Genomic DNA, 21,263 nt, shown 5'->3' with positions numbered 1-21,263 from the left:
CGTCACATAGACTGAAGGTCGAAACTCCGCGCACGACTGAGACAGCACAAACTTCGTCACAAGGCACCAGAAACGACAAAACCCGCTGCGCGGCTCTTAATCCAAAGCGGGTATCCGGGATTCGTTGCGGGGGCCGGATCAGACCGAACCCAAGTAGGCCAGGTACGGATACTCCGTGCCCCGCTCCGGCAGGGCTTTTTTCAATCAGACGGCTGTCTGCTCGTGCCGAATGGCTTCTAGTGCTGCACGAACAAGAAAGCCGCTACGCGTTTCCTTGTGGGCCTCCGCGAAGGCGTCAATCTGTGTAAGCACGAAGCGCGGCAAACTGATATTCACACGCTCTGGCTTCATATCAAATTTCGAAGGATCAATGTCTACGACAGCCCAAAATGAGCCGGCATAGTCCGGGTTGTCGCGAAGTTCCTCAAACGACGTGGGCTCGAAGCGAACTTCGTCCCCCGCCTCGACGGAAGTTTCAACCCATCCCTCGATAGCCTCTTGCGTGTTTTCGAGCGCTTGTTCGAGCGTCGTGCCCCATGAGTTGCAGCCCGGAAAATCCGGTACGACAACGCCATAATCGGTGCCCTCTTGCTTGTCGACAGCGACGAAAAATCTCACATCCAACTCCTTGTCTGGAACCCGCTGACCGGTTGCGGCCCTCGGGGTCCGTTGTAGCCACCGGCCTTACTGCCCGGTGAGTGTTAAACCAGATTGCCTCTCGATGCTTTTCAGCGTCGCAATCGTGAGGTCTTTCTCTGGATGCGGCACCGTTACCGTGCCTGGCTTGCTCGGGTGCCTGAAGTGATGATGACTACCCTTCACCCGCTTCTGTACCCATCCATCCTGCTCAAGCCGCCGTATCACTGTTCTCGAATCCATAACGCCGCACCGTATCCTTCGCCAAAGCTGTCGCCATACGCACCCCTTTTCGCCTCACCCGATGTGTAGTCTATACACACCGCAGAGAAATGCAAGGTAAAATTTGTGTATCCGGTGTGTAAAAACACCAGCGGAGTCAGCCCCGGAAGAAGCCTTTCCAACTCGTGGAGCGGCGCTGTACGGGCCATCATCTCCCGCAGGGATTCCCCCGCCTGCCTTCGGGGCGAAGGAAGTGCTGCCCTAGCTGAAAGTCCCCAGCGCTGCGTTGACTGCGACAAGCGGCGTGCAGCCGCTGACCCGTTCGCAGTTGCGTCGGGTGCCACGTCGTTGCTCATTCAGTTCGCGGATCTAACGGGGCGAGTGGGCCTCACAATCGCTGGTCCATACCATGACCGCGGTGGCCTTCGTTTGGCCTTCGTCGATCGACCTCACCCCTGACTTTATCCCTGTGATCGTGCTGCTCGATGACGCGATCTGGTGCCGCCCGGCATCCTGACCGCGCTCAAACTCGTGCCGCTTGGAATCGTGGCTGAACATCGCGCTGCAGTGCGCTGACCACCGAACGCCTCGTCAGCCGTGGCACGGCGGTGGTGATCGGCCTGAGATGGTTGGGAATACTCGCGCTGGCTGCCCGGTTCGAGTTCCGGTCTTACGGGCCGACTGTTCCCCGGGGCCGACTGGCCCGGCCCACGGCATCGGTTCGGGCCCTGTATCCCGCGTCCCCTCGCGCCGAGCGGCGGTCACACGGCCGCACCCACAACTTCAATCGAGCCTTAAGCGAGGCTTTAGTTGTGCGAGCGGCGAGCATAGGACTTTCGAATGATGTCCCGAAATGAAGGGTGACATAGTCCTTACTATGTTCCCCTTTAGTTCTCACGGCCAGGTTCAGCGGATCTGTCACCATTCCAAGTTTTAATTGGCGCAAGCCGATCGTTGATAGGTATCATCTGGCTGTGCCGACGTCTGCACTTTGTGCCATCCAATCCGTTTTTGCTCGCCTGCCTCACCGTCACGGCTACTACTCAAAACGCATCCACTGCATCTTGGATGCCTTGCCCTCGTCGATGCAGCCCTTACAAACTATGTGAGCCGCAATTCGGTTCAGAACGCTGCACCCTATCTTGCCTCTCGAATCAAATATGTCCCGTCTTTCTGTTCGACATAGAGTGGATAGATGGCCAATTTTTAAAGACCAATCTTGTAGCCAACTCGGTCACTTCGAACAGAAGACGGTGCTGCGCGTTCTCCTAGTAAGACGCTTCGTCATTAAAAAAGACTGATCTCGCCCTCTCCGGGGCTCGATAAGGTAGCGCTCCACGAGGAGGCCTCGTTCCGCTTGGAATATCAGTCGGTGACCTTCGAGGGTCACCGATCAAAGGGTAACGCTCCGCGACCGTGCCCTTATGGGCACATAGGTCGCTTCGCTTGTCTGATCGCTTCGTTTCACTCGCTCAGGGGGTGGACCTCTCACCAACTCCGTAGGTTCTTCCTCTCTCCAAGAATCAGGAAAGAGGAAGAATGCGATGCGCTAGCATCGCTACCTATAAGATAGACACCCGACACAATAATTTTTTGTGTGGTTCACGAACTACTCCTGTACACACTATCGGGCGCGAACGCCCTATCGTATGGATAGGAGTAGTTCGTGGACTTGCGGTTGTTCTACGCACGGGATCCTGTCAAGGCACGCATCATAATCGGGCTCTGCTGTGCCCCTTCTAAACAGGCCACAGGGCCCCCGATCGGCACTGGCAAGATGTCGCAGCAAGCCCGCCTTCGTCCACCGGGAATAGATCGTCCGTGTAACCTACCCTGAGCCTCGATGCCACCGTGGAGATCGACTAGCAACATGCAGGTCCTAGCTACTCTATAGATCCTCACAAGCAGCGACTGCTGGAATCAGTCGAGTTCGTGCTTCCACCATGAATCCGGAATGCATCTGAATTGCACGAAGTCACCACGAAGTAGGCCTTGGGATCCGGCAAAAATCCGCCGAATCTCGCTGAGATTCGCCGCGGATTCACAAAGTATCAAACAAGGTACGGACAGATCCGCTGAGACAGAACGCATGCCGGAAGCGTCGCGCAGCGTAGGCCTGCTGTTTGCGAACCGCACGCCTGCTTCAACGCACGCATATGGACGCGGCGCGCTCAGATGGCGCGCCGCTGTGCGATGCGGCAAAGTACACCGCTATACATAGAATGGTTATCGTGGCTGTCTTAGTACCTGTGATGGCCTTGACCGCACTCGTAGATGCCCGGTTGATACTGCGCTACATAGGGGGGAAATGAACGGAACCCACCGTCCGGCATCGACGCTGGCGCTCCCGGCAGATGCTGTGTCGTCGGAATGCCATAAGGGCGAGCGGCGGGGCCGCCCTGCTGCGGCATTCCTCCATTCACCTGATGGGGATTCCCGCGCGATGCCATTTGGAACGCAGACGCGCCGTACTGCTCCTGGTCAACCTGGTCGTACCATTGCCGGTCAATTTCTGCCTCCCTCATTCTCCGGATACGATTCAAGGCAGACTTCAATGCTGCCAACGAGCCCCGTACACCGTACGCTTGCGATAGGCCATGCGCGATCGCCTCCAGTGTGGCTCCGTCACGAATTGCCCTCTCGATAGCAAGGTGATGTGCTCGTACGCAAGAAGCAAAGGAGCGCGCGTCTTTCGTAACTGCACCCAAGTACGCAGTAAATTTATCGGCAGGCGAGCGGTCAGCGAGCTCATTCTGGTCAAAAGTATTCATAGTTGCTAGTCCAGTTATCTGAAAATTCGACGGGGTTTAGTTAAACGAGAGGCCTACGCGCTTCCCCAGCAATTGCTCAACAGCATTTACTGGCCAAAGAAGGCGACGCGAAGGCAACTTCCCGATAGGACGCACCCCGTGATACGAACCTGTCTGGCTATAGCGTTTGTGAATCGTGCGAGGCTTGCAACCGACCTGATCTGCAAGCTCTTCGGTAAGAAGCCCGAGCGTGGTCGGACTGATGGAAGAAAAGGACATCTTGCGCTCCAGTGTGTGCAAACGAAATCACGGTTTGCATTCGTGCGGTCAACTACTTCGATCGATATCGATCGCCGCAGATGACATGGAGCGCACTCTAAAACCCGGCACTTCAGCAAAAAAACCAGCCGGGTTTTTATTCTCAACAAATCAATCACTTACAAGCAATCGACGCTAATTTTCACTGGTTTCCATCCGGGGTTTTCCTGCGACTAGCGTCACGCTACTCAAACCTCGCCCTTCTGCTCTATCACCCAAAGCATCCAAGCTTGACGCCAAGGCTTCAGAGCATCCACGCCGACAAATCGCTCATTGAACGCCCTCCAGCGTCCATTGAAATCCTTGCTGACATATTTCTTTGCAAACTCGACAGGGTCCCATTCCGCCGACCTGCCCCGCCCCGGACCTCCTGGCGCGATTCTGATACGTTCGTTCATTGCCCAAGGTCGCAAACTTCCCTGCAAATACTGCAGCCATCCTGCGTGGTCCCGAGATGTCTTGTGTCGGTCATGAGCAGTGTCGCCGAATGCTGCCGCCATCTCATTTGTCGACAAGCCACGCTTTCTCTCACATTTGGCAGCATCCGAAAATTTTTGAATCAGCGAGTCAGAATTTGACAACCAGGGCCCTTGGCTCTCGGTCGATTCATCGCCATCGTCGCTCGACAACACCGCGACCTCGTCATCACCAGTCCCGTGATCCAATCCCGAGTTTTTAATTCCAAATTCCGCAAGAAAAATCACTATCTCTCGACGATCGAACATAATCTCATCGAACCGCTTATAGGCCTCAGCGCTACCGTAAAAACCTTCAATATGATCGAAATCGCAGTTTGGCCATCCATTCAACCGCCCCTCATGGAATGCCCGCTCATATCGAACCCACGATTTGGTCATATACAGCAATATCGACGTAGCCTCTTTATGTACATCATCGCTTCGTCTCGGCCTTCCCGTCACGCTCACGTCAAACCACCGCGGCCCTCGCTCTTGAGCATTCTGGAAATGCTGATCTAAAACAGCGGCTGCCTCCGAATATCGGAATGCATCCGATATAGTCGGCAAGAGCCCCCGCATCTTGTGTCGCTCCAGCCACTCCAACATCTCTTTCTGTACGGCAGAAGTATCGTGAACCTCAATGGGACGCCTATCCGCATCGTCCCACTGCCGCACCAACATTTCATAATTAGGAGGTGGCGCTATACAGATGGCAATCGCTTTAACAACCTCGGCTATCGAGACGTAACCCTGATGAAGATGCATCGGCCAATTTATTAAAATCGTTGAGAAATACGCCTGTTGCGAGTTTCCTGCCGCACAACCCAGCTCCGAGCAATCGATTCTAACGAAGATCGACGTGGATTGATGTTGCTCCCGGGCGCCTACATGGCGCCTACACATAAAGAAGAAGATAGCAATACAATTGAAATTGAAACACTCAACCCATTGAATTATATGAATTTACAAAATTCAAAGCGCCTTTACGCATCCGGATCCGGAATCCGGGCCGACTGAATCACGACCAGCGTATCGCCCGTCTCGATCCGGCATGGCGGATCCTCGTAGAACGACTGAATCTTCCCGCAGCGATCGAGCCCGACGACGATCGCGCCCGGCACGACGTTCGTCATGCAGCCGATCTCGTGCGGCAACGCCTCGCGCTCGACCAGCGTCGCCCGCCCGCGCGTCGACAGCATGTCGTTCACGAACGGCACGATGTAGCGGCTATGCACCGCATCGGCGAGCAGCAGCGCGCCGATCTTCGTCGATGACACGATCACGTCCGCGCCCGCCTGCCGCAACTGCCGCTGATACAGGTTCTCCTGGATCCGCACGACGATCTTCGTCTCGGGTGCGATGCTGCGCACCGACAGCGTCAGCAGGATCGCGGTCGGATCGTCGGTCACCGAGATGATCACGGCCTTCGCCGCCCGCACCTGCGCCTGCTGGAGCAAGTCTTCATGCGCGGGATCGCCGAGCAGCCCCGTCACGCCGAGTGACGTCGCGGCCTCGAGCGCCTGCTGCTGCGCATCGATCACGATGATCGTCGACGGATCGACGCCGCTCTCCAGCAGCTCGCGCACGGCGATCGACCCCGACAGGCCGTAGCCGCACACGACGATGTGATCGGACAGCTGCTTCTGCAGGCGTTTCATGCGGAATTCCTCGATGACGCGCTGGATCACGAACTGATACGCCGTGCCCAGGAAGATGAACCAGATGCCGATACGGATCGGCACGATGAAGAACGCATCGATCAGACGCGCGCGCGCGGTGACCGGCACGATGTCGCCATAGCCGACCGTCGCGACCGTGACCATCGTGAAGTACACGAGATCGGCGACGCTCATCGGCGTGCTCTTGGTCGAATCGCGCAGGCCGTCGCGATCGAGATACAGCACGAGAAACGCGAGCATGCACAGCGCCACGACCGCGCCGAGTCGGAACAACAGCGTGTGGTGCGGCGACGTCGCGGGGCGCGTGAACAGCGTGCGTGCGCGCGGCGCCCGCCACGGATCACGGGTACGACGCAGGCGTGAGCGCAACGGGCGACGTTTGGCGGAAGGCGTTGCCAACGGGGGATTCTCCTGAAGGATGCGGGCTCGATTCTACGACGGGAAGATGCGGGCGCGTCCGTAAGCGGTCCTCCGCTACCGGCCGTCCGCTACCGGCCCTCCGCTACCGCCCCTCCGCAACGGACGCTACAGCATGCTGCGCGGCCGGACCATCGTTCCGTCGACGAAACGCCGGGCACGGAACGCCGACAGGTCGAGCGACGGCTCGCCCGTATCGACCCATTCGGCCAGCAGCCGCCCGACGATCGGCCCCATCGCGAAGCCGTGCCCGCAGAAGCCGGTGGCGATCGCGAGCCCGGACGGCGTGCCGGGCGCGTCGATCACCGGAATCCCGTCGGGCAGCACGTCGATCAGGCCGCCCCATGCCTCGACGATCTGCGCGTCCTTCAGCGCGGGAAAGATCGCCTTCAGCTTCGCGAGCGCGCGCGGCGCATGCGCACGATTCGGCTGCGGCTGCGGATCGCGCGGCTCGATCGGCCCGGCCGCGCCGCCGATGCGCGCGCACGCATCGCGCCACGCCGCCGCATTCAGATGCAGCCGGAATTTCTCGCGCTGCGACCAGAACTGCGGCCAGAACAGGCTCAAGCCGCGCAGATGGCCGAGCGTCAGGTCGACGTCGACCTGCATGTCGTCGGCGAGATTGATCGTGCCGTTCCTGCGTTGCCGAATGCCGAGGCCGTGCCCCCAGATCGTCGACGCGGACACGTCGGGCAACACGTTGGTACGCATGCAGGTGCCGCGCACGGCCTGCTGCGGCAGCCGGATGCCGATGCCGTCGAGCAGCCGGAAGCTGGTCGCGCCGGCCGCGCAGATCACGCGCCGGGTGCGGATCGTGCCGCGCTCGGTCACGACGCCGACGACCGCGCCGCCAGCCGTCTCGATCGCCGTCACGCCGCAGCCTTCGAAGAAGCGCGCGCCGGCTTCGGTGGCGCGCGCCGCGAACGCGGCGGCCACGCGGCGCGGCTCGGCCTGCCCGTCGGTCGCGGTATAGAGCCCGCCGAGCGTACGCGCCTGCGTCGACAGGCCGCGCACGCGCTCGTCGATTTCCGCGCGCGTGAGCGTGCGCGTGTCGAGCCCGTGCTCGCGCGCGACGGCGAGCCACGCCTGGAACGACGCCCAGTCGTCGTCGTTGTCCGCCATATAGAGGCAACCGCCCTGCCGCCATTCGAGGTCGAAGCCGAGCGCCTGCTCGAGCCCTTCCCAGATCCGCATGCCGGCCATCATCAGCGGCACTTCGGCCGACTCGCGGCCCTGCTGCCGCACGAAGCCCCACGCGCGAGTCGATTGCTGGCCGGCGATGCGCGACTTGTCGAGCACCACGGCCTTCAGGCCGCGCAGGCCGAGGTAGTACGCGGCCGCGCAGCCCATGATGCCGGCGCCGGCGATCACGATGTCGGCTTCGGCCGGAAACGCCGTGTCGGCGTGCGTCAATGCATCGTGCAGCGGATAAGTTGTCGTCATTGTTCTCTGTTGGCGTCGATCCATCCGGCGCATCCATCGACGTTCGCGATGGCGGGCACCGGATCATGCTGTCGGGTTCCGGGTGTGGCTTGGGCGAACACGCGGGAAGGCCGGCGAGCGGTTCAGCCCGCCGGCCGCGGTCCGGCCGCCGGTCATTGTCGCCGATCGGCCGTCCCCATTTTTTCGCCTTGACGGCGCTATGTTACCGCGCGATAAACTGTATATCCATACAGTGTCGCTGCAACAGAAATGATCCTCCCCCCATTCGATCCCCCGAAGCTGAACGATCTCACCGGGTGGTGGACGAAGTGCACCTATGCAGACGTGCAGCGCCTGATACTCGAAGTGCAGCATCTTCGCCTAACGCTGTGGGAACTGAAGGCTCATGTCGCGGACGCCTCGCGCCGGATCCGCGTGCTCGACCCCGGCATGCTCGCGCATGGCTCCGCGCTGCGGCGGCTGAATTACCTGCTCGAAAACGAAATCGCGCGCGCGAATCCGATCGGTCGCTCGCGTGATGTGTATGCGCCGTTTTCAGACGAGTGGCGCGCGCGCGAGGCCCTGCGCTGTGCATTGCGCGCCGAGCCCGAGCCCCCGGAAGCGGGCACGCTCCCGCGCACGATTCCGGAATTTCAGCGCGTCACCTGGGCCGAGCTTCGCGATCGCTGGCGTCACCTGAGCGACAAGCAATCGAGCCGTCAGAACATCGAGCAACGCATGGTGCTCGAGATCGCGCGTCAGCGATCCGTGATTCTCGCGCGGGCAAGGAAACTGGTCGATGCCGCGATCGCCGAAGCGGCGGCGGAGGGAAAGCAGTTGTTCGCGCTCGATCAACTCCAGCGGCTGCTTTCCGTGGAGCGGGAGGACGGCGAGCCGTTCATGTATATGCCGGCGTAAGGCGATCGCATTCGGCGGCAATGGATCAATGATCGCGATGGAGCGCAATGCGCATCTCATTAGTACTTCACAACGTAAAAGATCCGCTGCTCGCCATGTAATCAAGGCCCTTGCGTCATTGCTGTCACGAGACGCCGGCCGCAACGTATCGACGATCGCCGATTACGAATCCAAGCGCGCGGTCACCGCGTATCGGCTCGCGGACGAAATGCTGAAGGCGCGATAAGCGAGGCTACGTGCGCACGATCGCGCTCGCGCGCAGCCCGTTGCAAATCGCAACCCGAGATCGATACGGAAGGTCGGAATGCGCGGCTCGCGTCGGGGCAGCCACCCCGCACCCCCGGCATCGGTGTGATCAGTGTGAATAATGCATTCGTGCGCGCGCCGCGCGATCGAACGGCTGCAGCCGAGCAAGCTGCTCGAGCGACATCGCGACGACTTCCAGCACATGCCGGGCGATTTCGTCGTCCGCCATACCGGCTTTGATGTACTGTTCGATGCTCATCGTGCGAGGCGGATGGCTGCCCGCGTCGCCATCGACGATGTCGATCCTGGCGGTACGACGCTCCAGCGACAACATGACCCGTACAGTTTTACCGTGAACGACGGTCTGCATGCACAACGTGCTCATTCGCAGTCTCCCATTGCGTTGCCGTCAATCGATCGTCAAACGATACCTCACAGTGTGGGGAATGAATCTACAAACTTCCCCGAATATTGACAACCGTCAGAGATGAATCGAAGACGGTCACGCGCCGCCATCCGCGAACGGCGCGCGTCGTCCACGCCGCGCAATCGGTGGCGTTCGTCGTGGTTTCGCTGTGAATGGGGCCGCCCGCGCGGGGGCCGCGGGACTCAACGCGCAGGCACGCGCCGGTCAGGCCGACGCCCGTCTTGCACGGGCAAATGTCGCGCTACGCGTAGCGGCTCAGCCATTCTTCGGAGAATTTTTTCGCATAGGCGACGGCTTCGGCTTCGGTATCGAATTCGCCCAGCTTGCGGAAGGCCGCCTCGCGGCTGAAACCCAGCTTCGTGACCTCGACCTGGGCGGCGTACTTGCCGTCCTCCGTCACGCGCGGTTCGCAGTTCATCTCGTACCCGCGCATCACAAATTTCTTCTGCATCGCATCAACGCTTTTTTGAGACGGCGAAATCGTAGCATGGCGCCCCGCCGCGTTCATGCACGCACGCTCCCGAAAAGGTATCCGCAGGGAATTCATTAGACTAAACCATCAAACGATCCGCGTATAAGATGCGGTTCCGCCCGACCGCATGACGCGCAGTGTGATGTAAATATTTGTCGACGGGAAGCGACCTGAGCGCGCGCTCCGGACCGCGAAACGCCCTGCGCTGGTGCATCCCGCGGGCCGCGTCGTAAGATTAGGCGCCGCCCTGCGAGGAATCGTGTCCCGGCACCGCGCGATCCGCGCCCGACGGTTGCGAACGGGCCATTGGCGCGCGATGGAAGCCGCCGGGCCGCCGTAACGTCGTGACACACCTTTCACACAAACGCACCTTTCGCGACATGGAATGGCCGTCGTTTTGCGGTAAAGTTATCTTTTCCGCGCGTGGCCGGTCGGCTCGCCACTGGACGTCGTCAAGACTGTCCGCCGAGACTGCCGCAAGGCGTCGTTCTGAACGTCAAGATCCGTTCCCGTAGCATGACCACTGAAGCAATCACCACGGATTCCCTCGCGGTTGCCGAGCGCGTGCGCGAGCTAATGACCCGCAACGGCATCGGCAAGCGCCAGCAGACCACCGAGCTGTGCCGCATCCTCGACCTGAGCTTTTCGCAAGGTCACCGCAAGTTGCGCGGCAGCAGCCCCTGGACGCTCGCGCAAATCAAGAAAGTCGCCGAAGCCTACGGCGAGCCCGCCGCACAACTGTTCGGCGCGCAAACGCTCGACCCCGGCATGGTCGGCGCCTATTCGCAGGAGGCGGTGCTGTACGCCGGCGTCGCCGAAATTCCGTGCACCGCATGGATTGGCGCGCCGCTCGAAGCGGGCGCGCGCCCCGAGTTCGTCGCCTATGAACAGAACGGCCGCTGGCGCGTGCTGCGCCATACGGGCGTGCTGTACCAGAACGCCTACGACGTGCACAAGATCGAGATCTATCCGCGTCGCGCGGAGAGCGACAAGCTCGTCGTCGCGGTGATCGATCCCGATCGCGTCAGCGCGACCGAGCTGTGCCGCTATCTCGAACGGCAGGGTTTCGCGACGGCCGCGTTCGACGGCCTCGCACCGTTCGTCGATGCGCTGCAGGGCCAGGCGTTCGACGCGGTCGTCACCGAATGGCTGTTCGACGGCAGCACGGCCGCCACCGCGATCAAGGCGGTGCGCACGTCCGACAATCCGGGCGCGCCGATCTTCGTGCTGACGGGCGACCTGCTCACGGGCCGCGCGAGCGAAGCGGACATCAGCGAAGTGATCCGCGCGTTCGACGTCGTCTGCTACGAAAAACCCGCGCGCATGGCGATCCTCAGCGCCGATCTCGCAAAACGGCTCGCACGCGGGTAACGCCCGCCCACTGCGCCGCCCGCCTTCGCATGGCCGGCGCCCGCGCGGCGCAGCGGTCGTGAACAGGTTCCTCAGTACAATAGCCGGACCCTGTTCACGACCGGCATCCGCCGCCCCTTCATGGCCCGCCTCATTCCCGACGACTGGAAAAGCCTCGCCGCCACCGGCGCGGCCGAACGCGAGCGCGAGACGCTCGCCGCCCTCGAACATGCGCTGCCGGACACCTACACCGTCTATCACGGCGTGCACTGGACGCGTGCCGATCAAGGCTTTTCGGTGTTCGGCGAAGCGGCGTTCGTCGTCGTGAGTCCGGCCGGCCGCGTGCTGCTGATCGAGCAGAAGGCCGGCTTCCTGCGCGAAACGCCGAAGGGGCTCGTGAAGGTCTACCTGCAGAAGGAGCGCAATGTCCCGATCCAGCTCGCGCGCACGCAGGAGACGCTGCACCGGCGGCTGACCGCCGCGCTCGGCGCGGGCGTCTACGGCGTCGAGGCGCTGCTGTACTGCCCCGACTACTCGATCCGGGAGACGGCGATTGCGGGCGTCGCGGCCGATCGCATCGTCGACGCGTCGCGCAAGGCGCAGCTCGCGCAGGTGATCCTGCAGATCCTGCCCGAGCACGACGAAACGTTGCCGAATGCGGCGAAGCTGCATCATTTCCTCGCGGACGAGCTGGCGCTCACGCCCGACACGAGTGCGCTCGTCGGGCAGGCCGGCACGCTGGTCACGCGGCTGTCGGGCGGCCTCGCCGAATGGGCGCGGCAGCTCGAGTTCACGCCGTTCCGCTTGCGCGTGACGGGCACCGCGGGTTCGGGCAAGACGCAGCTCGCGGTGCAGGCGATGCGCGACGCGGTCGCGGCCGGCAAGCGCGTGCTCTACGTCTGTTTCAACCGGCCGCTCGCCGATTACATCGCACGCATCGCGCCGCCCGGCGCGAAGATCGCGAACTACCATCAGCTGTGCGATTGGGTGGCGCGCGACGGCGGCTATACGCCCGACTTCGACGTACCGGGTGCGTTCGAACGGCTCGAGGCGCGCTTTGCTGAAGCGCCGATTCCGGAACGCTGGCGCTTCGACGTGCTGATCGTCGACGAAGGACAGGATTTCCACGCGCCGTGGGCGACGGCGCTCGAGCGCCTGCTCGCGCCGGACGGGGCCTGGTGGTGGCTGGAAGACCCGCTGCAGAACCTTTATTTGCGCGAGCCCGTCGCGCTGCCCGGCTGGGTCACGCTGAAGGCGCTGACGAACTACCGCAGCCCGCGTGACCTGCTCGAATTCGTGCGCGACATCGTCGGCCGCGTCGAGCCGCTCGCGCTGGAACTGCGCTCGGGCAGCCCGTTCGACGGTTCCGATCCGTCGGTGTCGTCATACGGTGAAGACGGCGCATCGGGCGACGCGCTCGCCGAAGCCTGCATCGACGCGACCAAGCGCGCGATCACGCACGCGCTGTCGCTCGGCTTCCGCAAGCAGGACATCGCGGTGTTGTCGTATCGCGGCCGCGAAAGCTCGGTGCTCGCGCCGCTCGACCAGCTCGGCCCACACCGCGTCAAGCGCTTCACCGGCAAGTACGATCTGTTCGGCAACCCTGAATATCGCGAAGGCGACGTGCTGCTCGATTCGATCTACCGCTTCAAGGGGCAATCCGCGCCGTGCGTGATCCTCACCGAGATCGACTTCGACACGCTCGATGCGCGCGCGGCCCGCAAGCTGTTCGTCGGCGCGACGCGCGCGACGATGAAGCTGCTGCTCGTCGCGTCGGCGCGCTCGGCCGCGCAGCTCACGGGCGGTTGATGCGGGGTTGACGAGGCGGGTGGCGGGCATGACGTTGAACTGACCGCCCTCCCGCGACTCCCCCGTCACGCCACCCGAAACGCCCCCACCGCCCGCCGCAACCCATCAGCCTGCTCCTCGAGCGACGCAGCCGCTGCCGCCGCCTGCTCGACCAGCGCCGCGTTCTGCTGCGACACCTGATCCATCTGCGACACCGCGCGGTTCACCTGCTCGATCCCGTCACGCTGCTCGTTCGACGCGGCCGCGATCTCGGTCATGATGCCCGTCACGCGGCCGATCGCCTGCTGGATGTCCTGCATCGTCGCGCCAGCCACGCCGACCAGCCGCGAACCCGTCGCGACACGCTCAACCGACTCGCCGATCAGCGTGCGGATTTCCTTCGCGGCCGAGGCCGAGCGCTGCGCGAGCGTGCGCACTTCCCCCGCGACCACCGCGAAGCCACGGCCCTGCTCGCCCGCGCGCGCGGCTTCGACCGCCGCATTCAACGCGAGGATGTTGGTCTGGAACGCGATGCCCTCGATCGTGCCGATGATGTCGGCCACCTTCTGCGAACTCTGGTCGATCTCGTTCATCGTGCCGATCACTTCGCCGACGACGGTCGCGCCGCGCGTCGCGATCTCGCTCGCGCTGTCCGCGCAGGCCTGCGCCTCGACCGCGTGATCGGCGTTCTGCTTCACGGTCGCCGTCAGCTGCTCCATGCTCGCGGCCGTCTCCTGCAGCGCGGAGGCCTGCTCCTCGGTGCGCTGCGACAGGTCGGTGTTGCCGGCCGCGATCTGGTGCGTCGCGGTCGAGATCGCTTCGGAACCCTGGCTGACCTGGCGCACCGTATCGGCGAGGCTGCGCTGCATGCCCGTCACGCCCTTGACCAGTTCGGCCATCTCGTCGCGCGACGACCAGCGCACTTCCGACGTCAGGTCGCCTTCCGACAGGCGGCGGAAATGCGACAGCAGCCGGTTCACCGGTTGCGTGATCGCGAAATGCAGGCCGACCGCGCAGCCGAAACACGCGGCGAGCCCGAACGCAATGCCGGCGAGCGCGCCCACGCGCATCCAGCTGTAGTAGGTCTGGGCGGTGTCGTAGACCTCCTTGCCGCGCGCGGCCTGATACGCGTCGAGCGCATCGGTCGCCTGCGTGAGCGCGACCGACAGCGGCGGCGCGACCGTCATCAACAGCCGGTCGGCATCGTCGCGACGTCCCTCGCGGATCGCGTCCATCAGCGGCTTCAGCGCCTGCCCGATCAGCGCCTGGCGCGCGGCGTCGAGGCGGGTCGCGAGCGGCCCTTCGTCGCCGTCGTGCGGCATGCCCGCGTAGGTGCGCCACGCGGCGTCGGCCTTCGCGAGGTAGCTGTCGGCCTTCTTGACGAGATCTGGCACGTCCGGCGCCTCCGGATGCAGCAGCGCGCGGTCGAGCGTGGTCCGCACGATCGTCAGGTTCAGGCTGGCGGCGGACAGCGCGGTCTTCGCGGACAGTTGGCGCGTATAGGCCTCGTCGAGCGCACGGTTCGAGCTCTGCATGCCGGTGAGGCCGATCAGGCCCGACACGACGAGCAGCACGGCGACCAGGCCGAGCGTGGAGAAAATCCGCGTACGGATCGAGAAACGGGAAAACAGGGCGTTCAGGTTCATGACGGGACGTGAGCGATGAAAGGTGCCGCGCCAATCGGCGCGCGGCACTCTGGATTACGGTTTGCCTGCGAAAAACTTGAGTCCGGCCCTCTTTCGGGCTGATCGCGATCAAATTTCTGCCCCCGCAAATCTTCTGTTACCAGTGCAACAAATCGAGCCCCGGCAGAAATTGACCAGTCAATCAATTGCCTCTATATTCCGGTCAATTCCCTGCCATGGCAGATATCTCGATGAGAACCGATACCCTTCTTGCTCCGCCGGCCGCCGAAGCGGCCCGCCGCGACACGCCGATCGGGCTGGTGATCGCCGCGCTGCTGCTCGTCATGCTGCTGTCCGCGCTCGACCAGACGATCGTGTCGACCGCGCTGCCGACGATCGTCGGCGAGCTCGGCGGCCTCGACCAGCTGTCGTGGGTCGTGACCGCGTACCTGCTGTCGTCGACGGTCGTGCTGCCGCTGTACGGCAAGCTCGGCGACCTGTACGGCCGCAAGATCGTGCTGCAGGCCGCGATCGTGCTGTTTCTCGCCGGCTCCGCGCTATGCGGCATCGCGCAGGACATGACGCAGCTGATCGTGCTGCGCGCGCTGCAAGGGCTCGGCGGCGGCGGGCTGATGGTCGTGACGATGGCCGCGATCGGCGACTTGGTGCCGCCCGATCGCCGTGCGCGCTACCAGGGGATGTTCGGCGGCGTGTATGGCCTGGCGACGATCGTCGGACCGCTGCTCGGCGGCTTCCTGGTCGAACACCTGTCGTGGCGCTGGATCTTCACGATCAACCTGCCGCTCGGCGCGCTCGCGCTCGCGGTGATCGGCATCGTGTTCCGGCCGCACACCGCGCACGTGAAGCACCGGATCGACTACATGGGCGCCGCGTTCCTCGCGACGGCCCTCACCTGCGTGATCCTGTTCACCAGCGAAGGCGGTTCGCGGCTGCCGTGGTCGTCGCCGCAGCTGTGGATGACGCTCGTGCTCGGGCTGGTCGCGCTCGGCGGCTTCGTCTACGAGGAGCGGCTCGCGGCCGAGCCGATCATGCCGCTCGAACTGTTCCGCCAGCGCACCTTCGTGCTGATGAGCCTGATCGGCTTCGTCGTCGGCATCGCGCTGTTCGGCTCGGTCACGTTCATTCCGCTCTATCTGCAGGTCGTGAAGGGCTCGACGCCGTCGCAGGCCGGGATGCAGCTGCTGCCGATGATGGGCGGGATGCTCGCGATGTCGATCGCGAGCGGCCGGCTGATCTCGCGGTTCGGCACGTATCGCCCGTTTCCGATCGCGGGGACGCTGATCGGCGGCATCGCGATGGCGCTGCTGTCGACGCTGTCGATCGACACGCCGCTGCACACCATGTACGCGTACATGGCGCTGCTCGGGATCGGGCTCGGCATGGTGATGCCGGTGCTGACGCTCGCCGTGCAGAACACGGTCGAATTCCGGCACATGGGTGTCGCGACGTCGGGTGCGACGCTGTTCCGCTCGATCGGCGGCTCTCTCGGCGTCGCCGCGTTCGGCGCGCTGTTCTCGCACGGGCTGCAGTCGCGCCTCGCGCAGGCGCTGCCGGCCGGCACGGAGCTGCCGCCCGCGCTCGGCCCGGCGGCCGTGCACCAGTTGCCGGAGGCGGTGCGCACTGCGTACCTGCACGCGTTCGCCGGGTCGTTGCATGTGGTGTATCTGTCGGCGGCGGGCATGATCGCGATCGCCTTCGTGCTCGCGTGGTTCGTCGAGAGTGCGCCGCTGCGCACGCATCACTGATCGACGGGCGGCAGCGGCGTGGCACCGCCGCGTGCCCGCCGGGCGACACGACTCTCGTCTCGACTTTCGGCAGCCGCCCGCTCGGCCGTCACGGCACCAGCACCACCGCGCCCGTCGTCTGACGCGACTCCAGCAACCGATGCGCGTCGGCCGCCCGTTCGAGCGGCAGCCGCGCGCCGATCTCCACGTGCATCCCGTCCGCGAGCCGCTCGAGCGTTGTGCGCGCCGCTTCCCGATACCCCGCGACGTCACGCGCAATGAAGCCGAGCACACTCGGCCGCGCCAGCGCGATCGAGCGGGCCGGGCCCAGTTCGTCGAGATCGATCGTCTGCCGCGCGCCGATCGCGGCAACCTGCCCGATGCTCGCGACCATCCCGAACGGCCGGACCGCGCCGAGCGTACGCGTGAGCACCTCGCCGCCGATCCCGTCGATCGCATAGTCGACGCCCGCGCCGCCGCCGAACGCGCGCGCCGCCGCGACGAAATCCTCCTCGCGATAGTCGACCACCGCTTCCGCCCCATGCGCACGCACCAGTGCGGCCTTCGCGGCGGAGCCGACCGTCCCGATCACCCGCGCGCCGAGCGCGCGCGCCCACTGCGTCGCCAGCAGCCCGACACCGCCGGCCGCCGCGTGCACGAGCACGGTGTCGCCGGCGCCGACCTGCCGGACGCGATGCAGCAGCATGTAGACGGTGATCCCTTTCAGCAGCCCGGCCGCGGCCGCGTCGTCGCTCACGCTGTCGGGCACGGGCACCACGCGCTCGGCGGGCAGCGTGCGCAGGCTCGCATAGCTGCCGGTCGGCAGCCCTGCATACGTGACGCGCTGGCCCGGCACGAGCGCCGTCACGCCGGGGCCGACCGCGTCGACCACGCCGGCCGCCTCGACGCCGAGCGCGTCCGGCAGCGCCGGCAACGGATGCGCGCCGGTCCTGAAATAGATGTCGACGAAATTCACGCCGATGGCGGTCTGGCGAATCCGCACCTCGCCGGCGCCGGGCTGCGAGACGGGCGCATCGACGCGGCGCAGCACGCCGGCGTCGCCGTAGCGGTCGATCCCGATCCGGGTGGCGGTGACAATTTGGGTCATGACGTTCCTCGCAATCGAATGAAGTGGCACGATCATCCCATCGTGCATAATCGATCGGAATTCCCGTTACACGCCCATCTACTGTGCAAAATTCGACCGATCCGACGCCGGCATCTCCGCTGCCGATGAGCTGGGACGACCTCCGCTATTTCCTCGCGGTGATGCGCGGCGGCAGCCTGTCGGCCGCCGCGCGGGCGCTGCAGGTCCAGCATTCGACGGTCGCCCGGCGCATCGACGCGCTGGAATCCGCGCTCGGCATCCGGCTGTTCGACCGGCTGCCGCGCGGCTGGCCGCCGACCGACGAAGGGCTGCATCTCGCCGAGCATGCGGCCCGCGTCGAAGCCGACGTGCATGCGTTCGCGCGCGCCGCGCAGGGCGCGGCGGCGCTCGACGGCGTCGTGCGCGTGTCGGCGTCGCCGGTATTTGCGAGCCACTTCCTCGCGCCGCGGCTCGCCCGCGCGCAACGCGCGTGGCCCGCGCTGCGGATCGACCTGATGGGCGAGATGCACGCGGCCAACCTGTACGCACGCGAAGCCGACCTCGCGGTGCGCCTGTCGCGGCCGAGCGAGCCGGGGCTGGCCGCGCGCCGGCTCGGAACGATGCGCTTCGCGCTGTGCGCGTCGCCCGAACGGGCCGCCGAGCCGCCCGACACCTGGGCATTCCTCGGCTACGACGACGCACTCGCGCAGATGCCGCAACAGCAGTGGCTCGAACGCTTCGCGGCCGGCCGCCGCTTCGCGTTCGTCGCCAACGATCTGGCCGCGCTGCATCGTGCGTGCGTGGCCGGCGCGGGGATCGCGTTGCTGCCGCGCTTTCTCGTCGACGCACCGGTAACGTACGCGGACGCCGGCGCGGACATGTCGGCCTCGGCCGATCCGTCGCTGTCGGCCACCGCGGCGCTCGTCGAACTGACGTCCGCGCCGCGCTGCGATGTCGAGCGCGAAATCTGGCTCGTCGTCCACCCGGACGTACGGCGCTCGCCGCGCGTGCAGCGCGTCGCGGATGCGATCGCCGACGCGGTGCGCGCTGCGGACGGCCACCTGTAGACCGGTAGGCGCGGCATGCCGAGCGCGCGACGCCGCCGATACCTTTACCGCACCGCCGAGCGGCCGGCATAGTAACGGTTTCGTCCGCCCGCTCCGCCACCATGTCCGCTGCTGCCGCCTGCGTCGTCCGCGACGCGACCGAGTCCGATCTCGCCGCCATTCAAGCGATCTACGTGCACCACGTGCGCCACAGCGTCGCGTCGTTCGAGGAGACGCCGCCCGACGTCGACGAACTGCGCGCGCGCCGTGACGCGGTGCTGCGTCACGGGCTGCCCTATCTCGTCGCGGAATGCGACGGCCGTATCGCTGGCTACGCGTATGCGACGCCGTATCGCACGCGCAGCGCATACCGCCACACGATCGAGGACTCGATCTACATCGACGACGCCCAGCGCGGCCGCGGCATCGGCCGCGCGCTGCTCGCGGCGCTGATCGCGCGGTGCGAGACCGGCCCGTGGCGCCAGATGATCGCGGTGATCGCCGACGGCGGCACCGGCGGCTCGACATCGCTGCACCGCGCATTCGGTTTCGAGCCGGCGGGCGTGCTGAAGGCGGTCGGTTTCAAGCACGGCCGCTGGATCGATACCGCGCTGATGCAGCGCGCGCTCGGCGACGGCGCACGCACGCTCCCCGCCTCGCCCGAGCCTGTCGCGTCGCGCTAGAATGGCCGCATGTCAAAACAGACTCCCCCCATGCAGGACGAGGCCGCCGCGAATTCCCGCAACGAGTACACGGTCGACGAACTCGCGCGCGTGTCCGACACGACCGTGCGCAACGTGCGTGCGTACCAGGATCGCGGGCTGCTCGCGCCGCCGGAGAAGCGCGGGCGCGTCGGCATCTACGACGACACGCACGTCGCCCGCCTGAAGCTGATCAACCATCTGCTCGCACGCGGCTACACGCTGTCGAACATCCAGGATCTGATCAAGGCGATCGATGAAGGTCACGACCTGCGCTCGATCCTCGGCCTGGAAAACGCGATCGGCGGCCGCTGGTCGCACGAACTGCCGAAAACCTATTCGCTCGCCGCCCTCGCGCAGATGTTCGGCCCGCAGACGGCGTCGCAACTGTCGCGCGTGACCGAGCTCGGGCTGCTCGAACGGCACGGCCTGTCGTTCGTCGCGAAAAGCCCCGCGCTGCTCGAGGCCGCGGCCGCGATGGCGAAGGAAGGCATCCCGCCGCGCGAACTGCTCGACGTGATCAGCCTCGCGCGGCCGCACTTCGACGCGATCGCGCGGCTGCTCGTCGATCTCGTCGTGAAGCGGCTCGACCGCTACGACGAAGGCACGCTGCCGCCGGTGACCGACGTGCCCGCGCTCGTCGATGCAATCTGGCGCCTGCGCCCGCTCGCGGCGGTGTTCGTCGAAGGCGAGACGAACCGCGCGCTCGAGAACGCGGCAAGCGCCTATCTCGGCGGGCGCGTCGCGACGATCCTCGACAAGAAGCTCAGCGACGAGGCGGCGCGGCAATCCGGCGCGACCGATACGTCCGATCCGCAGGGCGACGGCGGCAAAGCATAGGGCCGTCGCCGTCATATTCATATCGGCAATGCTTCGTTTGCGGGCGCGATCGCCCATGCGACGATTCTTCCAACCGGGCGGCACCGGCCGCTCGCCAGAAGACGTTTCGCATGGAGTTCGTTCGATGATTCGTTTCACCCGCTGGATCACCCGCACCGCCGCCGTCGCGCTCGTTGCGCTCTCCGCCACGTCGACCTTTGCGCAGGGCGGCGCCGACAAGGTCGTGCGCATCGGCTACCAGAAGGCCGGACTGCTGTCGATCATCAAGGCACAAGGCTCGCTCGAAGCCCGGCTCAAGCCGCTCGGCTATGGCGTGCAGTGGTTCGAATTCCCCGCCGGCCCGCAACTGCTCGAAGCGTTGAACGCGAACAGCATCGACTTCGGCTATACGGGCGCGCCGCCGCCCGTGTTCGCGCAGGCGGCCGGCGTGCGGTTCGTCTATGTCGGCGCGGAGCCGCCGGCCCCGCACAACGAAGCCGTGTTCGTGAAGGCCGATTCGCCGATCCGTTCGGTCGCCGAGCTGCGCGGCAAGAAGGTCGCGCTGCAGAAAGGCTCGAGCGCGAACTACCTGCTGCTCGAAGCGCTGAAGAAGGCCGGCGTGCGCTACGATGAAATTCACCCCGTGTATCTCCCGCCGGCCGACGCGCGCGCCGCGTTCGAGAGCGGCAACGTCGACGCGTGGGTCGTATGGGATCCGTACTATGCGGCCGCGCAGAATGCGCTGAAGGTGCGCACGCTGTCCGACTATACGGGGCTCGCGGCGACCAACAACTTCTACGAAGCGACGCGCGACTTCGCGCAGCAGCATCCGGACCTGGTCGGCGCGATCCTGAAACAGGCGCGCGAAACGGGCCAGTGGGTCAACGGGCATCCGGCCGACACGGCCGCGCTGCTCGCGCCGAAGGTCGGCCTGCCGCAACCGCTCGTCGAGACGTGGATCAAGCGCGTGCCGTTCGGCGCGGTGCCGCTCGACGACAGGATCGTCGCGGCGCAGCAGCGGGTTGCCGATGCGTTCCACACGGCGAAGTTGATTCCGCAAAAGCTGAGCGTCGCGGAGAATGCGTGGATCGACACGAACGTCGCGAGTGCGCTCGCCGCGAAGTAACGTCAACGCAC

General features: G+C 64.8%; 18 protein-coding genes. 9 read left to right on the top strand and 9 right to left on the bottom strand.

The window, feature by feature from the left end; translation table 11 throughout:
• Positions 1–204: 204 nt before the first annotated feature.
• From SB771_RS18085 to SB771_RS18065, 5 genes are all read right to left on the bottom strand, one after another.
• Complete coding sequence (locus SB771_RS18085) at positions 205–618, bottom strand: type II toxin-antitoxin system HicB family antitoxin (protein ID WP_012367238.1); 414 nt, start codon at positions 616–618, stop codon at positions 205–207.
• Positions 619–684: 66 nt separating this feature from the next.
• Entirely contained in the window at positions 685–879 is a 195-nt protein-coding gene (locus tag SB771_RS18080; RefSeq protein WP_012367237.1) for a type II toxin-antitoxin system HicA family toxin, read from the bottom strand.
• 3,235 nt (positions 880–4,114) lie between these two features.
• Complete coding sequence (locus SB771_RS18075; protein ID WP_175705324.1) at positions 4,115–5,149, bottom strand: hypothetical protein; 1,035 nt, start codon at positions 5,147–5,149, stop codon at positions 4,115–4,117.
• A gap of 218 nt (positions 5,150–5,367) precedes the next feature.
• Positions 5,368–6,462, bottom strand: coding sequence for a potassium channel family protein (locus SB771_RS18070; RefSeq protein ID WP_175705323.1), 1,095 nt, complete (start codon positions 6,460–6,462; stop codon positions 5,368–5,370).
• A 126-nt stretch (positions 6,463–6,588) separates the two neighbouring features.
• Positions 6,589–7,923, bottom strand: a complete 1,335-nt coding sequence (locus SB771_RS18065) for an NAD(P)/FAD-dependent oxidoreductase (protein WP_175654598.1) — start codon at positions 7,921–7,923, stop codon at positions 6,589–6,591.
• 249 nt (positions 7,924–8,172) lie between these two features.
• Between SB771_RS18065 and SB771_RS18060 the strand changes: the two genes are divergently transcribed.
• The gene (locus tag SB771_RS18060; protein ID WP_175659058.1) at positions 8,173–8,820 is read left to right on the top strand and encodes a hypothetical protein; all 648 of its coding nucleotides are present in this window, start codon (positions 8,173–8,175) and stop codon (positions 8,818–8,820) included.
• A gap of 28 nt (positions 8,821–8,848) precedes the next feature.
• Positions 8,849–9,046 carry a hypothetical protein gene (locus SB771_RS18055; protein ID WP_175658689.1) on the top strand — a complete coding sequence of 66 codons (198 nt, stop codon included), beginning with the start codon at positions 8,849–8,851 and terminating at the stop codon, positions 9,044–9,046.
• A 129-nt stretch (positions 9,047–9,175) separates the two neighbouring features.
• Here SB771_RS18055 and SB771_RS18050 read toward each other — a convergent pair whose 3' ends face one another.
• Positions 9,176–9,451 (bottom strand): hypothetical protein, encoded by a 276-nt coding sequence (locus SB771_RS18050; RefSeq protein WP_126225594.1) that lies wholly within the window; start codon positions 9,449–9,451, stop codon positions 9,176–9,178.
• 283 nt (positions 9,452–9,734) lie between these two features.
• Positions 9,735–9,944, bottom strand: coding sequence for a hypothetical protein (locus SB771_RS18045; RefSeq protein WP_006759801.1), 210 nt, complete (start codon positions 9,942–9,944; stop codon positions 9,735–9,737).
• 537 nt (positions 9,945–10,481) lie between these two features.
• Here SB771_RS18045 and SB771_RS18040 point away from each other — a divergent pair.
• Together SB771_RS18040 and SB771_RS18035 are read left to right on the top strand one after the other, a co-directional pair.
• A complete protein-coding gene (locus tag SB771_RS18040; protein ID WP_011659048.1) occupies positions 10,482–11,336 on the top strand; it encodes a helix-turn-helix domain-containing protein in 855 nt (284 codons plus the stop codon).
• A gap of 120 nt (positions 11,337–11,456) precedes the next feature.
• Complete coding sequence (locus tag SB771_RS18035; RefSeq protein ID WP_175659057.1) at positions 11,457–13,124, top strand: ATP-dependent helicase; 1,668 nt, start codon at positions 11,457–11,459, stop codon at positions 13,122–13,124.
• Between the two features lie 65 nt (positions 13,125–13,189).
• Here SB771_RS18035 and SB771_RS18030 read toward each other — a convergent pair whose 3' ends face one another.
• Positions 13,190–14,749: a methyl-accepting chemotaxis protein gene (locus tag SB771_RS18030; RefSeq protein WP_175659056.1), complete on the bottom strand. Its 1,560-nt coding sequence runs from the start codon at positions 14,747–14,749 to the stop codon at positions 13,190–13,192.
• Positions 14,750–14,979: 230 nt separating this feature from the next.
• On the opposite strand from SB771_RS18030, the gene SB771_RS18025 reads away from it, so the two are divergent.
• Positions 14,980–16,494 carry an MDR family MFS transporter gene (locus tag SB771_RS18025; protein ID WP_175659055.1) on the top strand — a complete coding sequence of 505 codons (1,515 nt, stop codon included), beginning with the start codon at positions 14,980–14,982 and terminating at the stop codon, positions 16,492–16,494.
• A gap of 88 nt (positions 16,495–16,582) precedes the next feature.
• On the opposite strand, the gene SB771_RS18020 is transcribed toward SB771_RS18025, so the two are convergent.
• The gene (locus SB771_RS18020) at positions 16,583–17,581 is read right to left on the bottom strand and encodes a quinone oxidoreductase family protein (protein ID WP_175659054.1); all 999 of its coding nucleotides are present in this window, start codon (positions 17,579–17,581) and stop codon (positions 16,583–16,585) included.
• A 125-nt stretch (positions 17,582–17,706) separates the two neighbouring features.
• Here SB771_RS18020 and SB771_RS18015 point away from each other — a divergent pair, with 125 nt between their 5' ends.
• From SB771_RS18015 to SB771_RS18000, 4 genes are all read left to right on the top strand, one after another.
• A complete protein-coding gene (locus SB771_RS18015) occupies positions 17,707–18,627 on the top strand; it encodes a LysR family transcriptional regulator (RefSeq protein WP_175659053.1) in 921 nt (306 codons plus the stop codon).
• Positions 18,628–18,728: 101 nt separating this feature from the next.
• The gene (locus SB771_RS18010) at positions 18,729–19,289 is read left to right on the top strand and encodes a GNAT family N-acetyltransferase (protein ID WP_175659052.1); all 561 of its coding nucleotides are present in this window, start codon (positions 18,729–18,731) and stop codon (positions 19,287–19,289) included.
• A gap of 9 nt (positions 19,290–19,298) precedes the next feature.
• Entirely contained in the window at positions 19,299–20,147 is an 849-nt protein-coding gene (locus tag SB771_RS18005) for a MerR family transcriptional regulator (protein WP_175659051.1), read from the top strand.
• Between the two features lie 124 nt (positions 20,148–20,271).
• Positions 20,272–21,252: a sulfonate ABC transporter substrate-binding protein gene (locus SB771_RS18000; RefSeq protein ID WP_175659050.1), complete on the top strand. Its 981-nt coding sequence runs from the start codon at positions 20,272–20,274 to the stop codon at positions 21,250–21,252.
• Positions 21,253–21,263: the final 11 nt, after the last annotated feature.

The sequence above is a fragment of the Burkholderia sp. SIMBA_051 genome (assembly GCF_046534915.1).
Taxonomy (GTDB): Bacteria; Pseudomonadota; Gammaproteobacteria; order Burkholderiales; family Burkholderiaceae; genus Burkholderia; species Burkholderia ambifaria.
Note: the sequence above shows the minus strand (reverse complement) of the source record. Positions and strands in the feature narration are given on the sequence as shown.

Excerpts from the sequence above, each read along its gene's own strand:
- SB771_RS18020 (WP_175659054.1), bottom strand. The coding sequence starts at position 17,581 with ATGACCCAAATTGTCACCGCCACCCGGATCGGGATCGACCGCTACGGC.
- SB771_RS18030 (WP_175659056.1), bottom strand. The coding sequence starts at position 14,749 with ATGAACCTGAACGCCCTGTTTTCCCGTTTCTCGATCCGTACGCGGATT.
- SB771_RS18035 (WP_175659057.1), top strand. The coding sequence starts at position 11,457 with ATGGCCCGCCTCATTCCCGACGACTGGAAAAGCCTCGCCGCCACCGGC.
- SB771_RS18065 (WP_175654598.1), bottom strand. The coding sequence starts at position 7,923 with ATGACGACAACTTATCCGCTGCACGATGCATTGACGCACGCCGACACG.
- SB771_RS18025 (WP_175659055.1), top strand. The coding sequence starts at position 14,980 with ATGAGAACCGATACCCTTCTTGCTCCGCCGGCCGCCGAAGCGGCCCGC.
- SB771_RS18075 (WP_175705324.1), bottom strand. The coding sequence starts at position 5,149 with ATGCATCTTCATCAGGGTTACGTCTCGATAGCCGAGGTTGTTAAAGCG.
- SB771_RS18040 (WP_011659048.1), top strand. The coding sequence starts at position 10,482 with ATGACCACTGAAGCAATCACCACGGATTCCCTCGCGGTTGCCGAGCGC.
- SB771_RS18045 (WP_006759801.1), bottom strand. The coding sequence starts at position 9,944 with ATGCAGAAGAAATTTGTGATGCGCGGGTACGAGATGAACTGCGAACCG.
- SB771_RS18005 (WP_175659051.1), top strand. The coding sequence starts at position 19,299 with ATGTCAAAACAGACTCCCCCCATGCAGGACGAGGCCGCCGCGAATTCC.
- SB771_RS18060 (WP_175659058.1), top strand. The coding sequence starts at position 8,173 with ATGATCCTCCCCCCATTCGATCCCCCGAAGCTGAACGATCTCACCGGG.
- SB771_RS18010 (WP_175659052.1), top strand. The coding sequence starts at position 18,729 with ATGTCCGCTGCTGCCGCCTGCGTCGTCCGCGACGCGACCGAGTCCGAT.
- SB771_RS18080 (WP_012367237.1), bottom strand. The coding sequence starts at position 879 with ATGGATTCGAGAACAGTGATACGGCGGCTTGAGCAGGATGGATGGGTA.
- SB771_RS18015 (WP_175659053.1), top strand. The coding sequence starts at position 17,707 with ATGAGCTGGGACGACCTCCGCTATTTCCTCGCGGTGATGCGCGGCGGC.
- SB771_RS18050 (WP_126225594.1), bottom strand. The coding sequence starts at position 9,451 with ATGAGCACGTTGTGCATGCAGACCGTCGTTCACGGTAAAACTGTACGG.
- SB771_RS18000 (WP_175659050.1), top strand. The coding sequence starts at position 20,272 with ATGATTCGTTTCACCCGCTGGATCACCCGCACCGCCGCCGTCGCGCTC.
- SB771_RS18055 (WP_175658689.1), top strand. The coding sequence starts at position 8,849 with ATGATCGCGATGGAGCGCAATGCGCATCTCATTAGTACTTCACAACGT.